The 3,089-nt window shown below is 54.5% G+C and carries 4 protein-coding genes; all 4 read left to right on the top strand.

Annotation, left to right across the window (positions count from 1 at the left end; translation table 11 throughout):
• Nucleotides 1-303, top strand: a 303-nt coding sequence (locus JX325_RS18240) for a transposon-encoded TnpW family protein (protein WP_243414105.1), incomplete at its 5' end; no start/stop codon positions are given.
• Complete coding sequence (locus JX325_RS14310) at nucleotides 300-2,090, top strand: DUF4368 domain-containing protein (protein WP_204791762.1); 1,791 nt, start codon at nucleotides 300-302, stop codon at nucleotides 2,088-2,090. The genes JX325_RS18240 and JX325_RS14310, both read left to right, overlap by 4 nt.
• Nucleotides 2,091-2,398: 308 nt before the next feature.
• Complete coding sequence (locus JX325_RS14305; protein ID WP_204791761.1) at nucleotides 2,399-2,608, top strand: LLM class flavin-dependent oxidoreductase; 210 nt, start codon at nucleotides 2,399-2,401, stop codon at nucleotides 2,606-2,608.
• Between the two features lie 13 nt (nucleotides 2,609-2,621).
• Nucleotides 2,622-3,059, top strand: a complete 438-nt coding sequence (locus tag JX325_RS14300; protein WP_204791760.1) for a ParB N-terminal domain-containing protein — start codon at nucleotides 2,622-2,624, stop codon at nucleotides 3,057-3,059.
• Nucleotides 3,060-3,089: the final 30 nt, after the last annotated feature.

Below are 3,089 nucleotides of genomic sequence, written 5' to 3'. Positions count from 1 at the left end.
GGCGCAAAACAATTACATCAAGCAGGAACAATCTACATTATAACACGGGTTGCGGCCTATCCGCAAGAAAGGAAGGTAACTATCAGTACAATTCAGAAAACCAGCGAGAACACCGCCGTCATGTACCGTCGTATCGGCTCCACCACCTACAAGGTGACGGTCCACTTCGATGAAGCCGAGCGGGAGACGATAACGGACAAAATTGTGCGGTTGATTGGCAATGAGACTCTGGACAAAAGCCAGGAGTGTGGTATAATTGAGATGCCACAAATGAGCCGTCAGCCTGAAAGGAGCGCCCTATGAGCAGCGGGCAGACGGAGAAGATCACCGCATTATACGAGAGACTTAGCCGCGACGATGAGGCCGCAGGGGATAGTAACAGCATTGTGAATCAAAAAATGCTCTTGGAGAGCTATGCGGCCCAGCGCGGCTTTACAAATTGTGTCCACTACACGGACGACGGATGGTCTGGGGGTAATTTTGAGCGCCCGGATTGGAAACGGCTGATTGCCGACATTGAGGCCGGGAAGGTCGGTTGTGTCATTGCCAAGGACATGAGCCGGATCGGACGTGACTATCTCCAAACTGGATTTTATACCGAGGTCCTCTTTCGGGAAAAGGGTGTCCGGTTCATCGCCATCGGCAACAGCGTGGACAGCGCGGACCGCAGTTCGGGAGAATTTGTGCCGTTTCTTAATATCGTAAACGAATGGTTTTTGCGGGATTGCAGCCGGAAACAGTGCGCGGCGTATCAGGCCAGAGGACACGCTGGCAAGCCCACCACCAACCATGCGATCTACGGCTACCGGAAGGACCCGGAGGACAAGCACCACTGGCTGATCGACGAGGATGCCGCTTCCGTTGTGCGGCGCATCTTTCATCTGAGCATGGAGGGTCACGGCCCCCACGAGATCGCCAGTATCCTCCGAGATGACAGAATTGAGCGGCCCTCAGTCTACATGGGCAAACGGGGACAGGGGACGCAGAGGAACAGCTACGATGACAGCCGCCCCTACGACTGGAGCGGCACGTCTGTCTCGAATATCCTCGCCAAGCCGGAGTACATGGGGCATACGGTCAACTTTCGTTCCTATAAAGAATCATACAAAGATAAACACGCCATCAAGCGGCCCCCGGAGGAATGGACGGTTTTCGAGCATACCCATGAGGCCATTGTGGACCCGGAGACTTGGAAACTGGCCCAGCAGGTCAGAAAGACCGTCCGCCGCACAGACACCACCGGGGAGGCCAACCCGCTGACGGGCCTGCTTTATTGTGCCGACTGCGGCGCGAAGATGTATAACCACCGGGGCCGGGCGCAGGCCAACAAAGAAAACCGGGGCAAAGACCCGGTAAGCGGCCTTTACCCCTATGACCACTACGACTGCTCCACCTACGCGCTGACATTTCGCCACTACCATCAGGAATGTTTCGGCCACTACATTAGCACCAAGGCACTCCGGGCGTTGATTCTGGATACGATCAGGACGGTCAGCGCCTATGCGATCACCAACGAGGCGGAGTTCATTGAGAAGGTTCGGGCGGCGTCGGAGGTCCGGCAGGCCCAGGCCGCGAAGGACTTGAAGCGGAAACTCAACAAGGACCGCAAGCGGTCTGGCGAGCTAAATGGGCTGATAAAGAAACTTTATGAATCCTACGCCACCGAGAAGATTTCGGAGAAGCGGTTCGAGCTGCTGTCCGGCGAATATGAACTGGAGCAGGAGGCGTTGGAGGAATCCATCGCCAAGGCACAGGCGGAGTTGGATGCTTTCGAGGCGGACACGACCAGAGTGGACCAGTTCTTGGCGCTGACGAAGAAATACACCGACTTCTCCGTACTGACCACGCCGATGCTCTACGAGTTCGTGGACAAAATTCTCGTCCACGCACCGGACCGCTCCACTGGAGATCGGACACAAGAGGTAGACATCTATCTGAAATTTATCGGCAAATTTGATGTCCCTCTGCCGGAGCCGACAGCAGAGGAATTGGCCGAGATGGAAAAGCAGCGGAAACAGCGGGCTTATTACCGCGAGCGCAGTAAGCGGCAACGGGAACGGGACAAGCAGAAGCATTCAAAAAGCGCATAACCCATTACGGGGGCTTGCCATGTGGCAGGCCCCCTTTTTGCTCTGTGAATTTCAATCCATGTGAAATCAGCGAACAAAACAGCACCAGCGTAACAATTTATCGTGAAAACACGCAACGCTGGACAGCGAATACAGTACGCTGTCCTCTGCTGGTATTTCATCGTTTTGCATAACATCACGCTGAACGCTGAAATCCGATGTGCGCTCCCGTGACCTGGGCATGGTGAACGGCCTGCCCGGTTCGCTGGGGGCGCTTTCTAATCTTACGCCGGATGGCGAATACAATTTTGAAAAGGAGTACGATTTTTATGAATATCAGGAACGAAATCAAAGCCTATATTGTCCGGGAGGGCTTCACCATGAGCGGGCTGGTGGAGAAGCTGGCCGAGCAGTACGGATGGAGCCCCAGCGTCCCCAACCTCTCCGACAAGCTGCGCCGGGAATCCCTGCGCTACAAGGAGGCTGTGGAGTTGGCGGACGCTCTTGGCTACGACCTCGTATGGCAGAAGCGGAGATAAGGAGGGGAAGATTATGAAGATCACAATCAGCGAGATTAAAGTAAATCCAGGGCGGCGTCCGGTCAATCTGGAAGGGATCAACGAATTGGCACGGAGCATTTCCGAGATTGGACTACTCAATCCCATCACCATTGACCAGGAATATATCCTTGTCGCTGGCCTGCACCGTCTGGAAGCCGCAAAAATGCTGGGCTGGACGGAAGTCGAGTGCAACATCTGTACTCTTGATGCCTTGCAGACGGAGCTGGCTGAAATTGACGAGAATGTTGTGCGTACCGAACTGTCCGTGATAGAGTACGGTGAACTGCTGGAACGCCGGAAAGAGATTTATGAATCCCTCCACCCGGAGACGAAAGCGGGTCAAGCCCAGGCAGCGGGGATGAATCGGGCGATTGGGAACAACGTCAGAAGCTGTACCAATAGAGGGAAAAGTAGTATAATGAGGGAATGATACAGAAAAATGAGCGACGCAGCTATGCGA

This window comes from Oscillibacter sp. CU971, from assembly GCF_905219725.1.
In the GTDB taxonomy this organism is placed as follows: domain Bacteria; phylum Bacillota; class Clostridia; order Oscillospirales; family Oscillospiraceae; genus Oscillibacter.
This window is presented reverse-complemented; position numbering and strand designations above follow the sequence as displayed.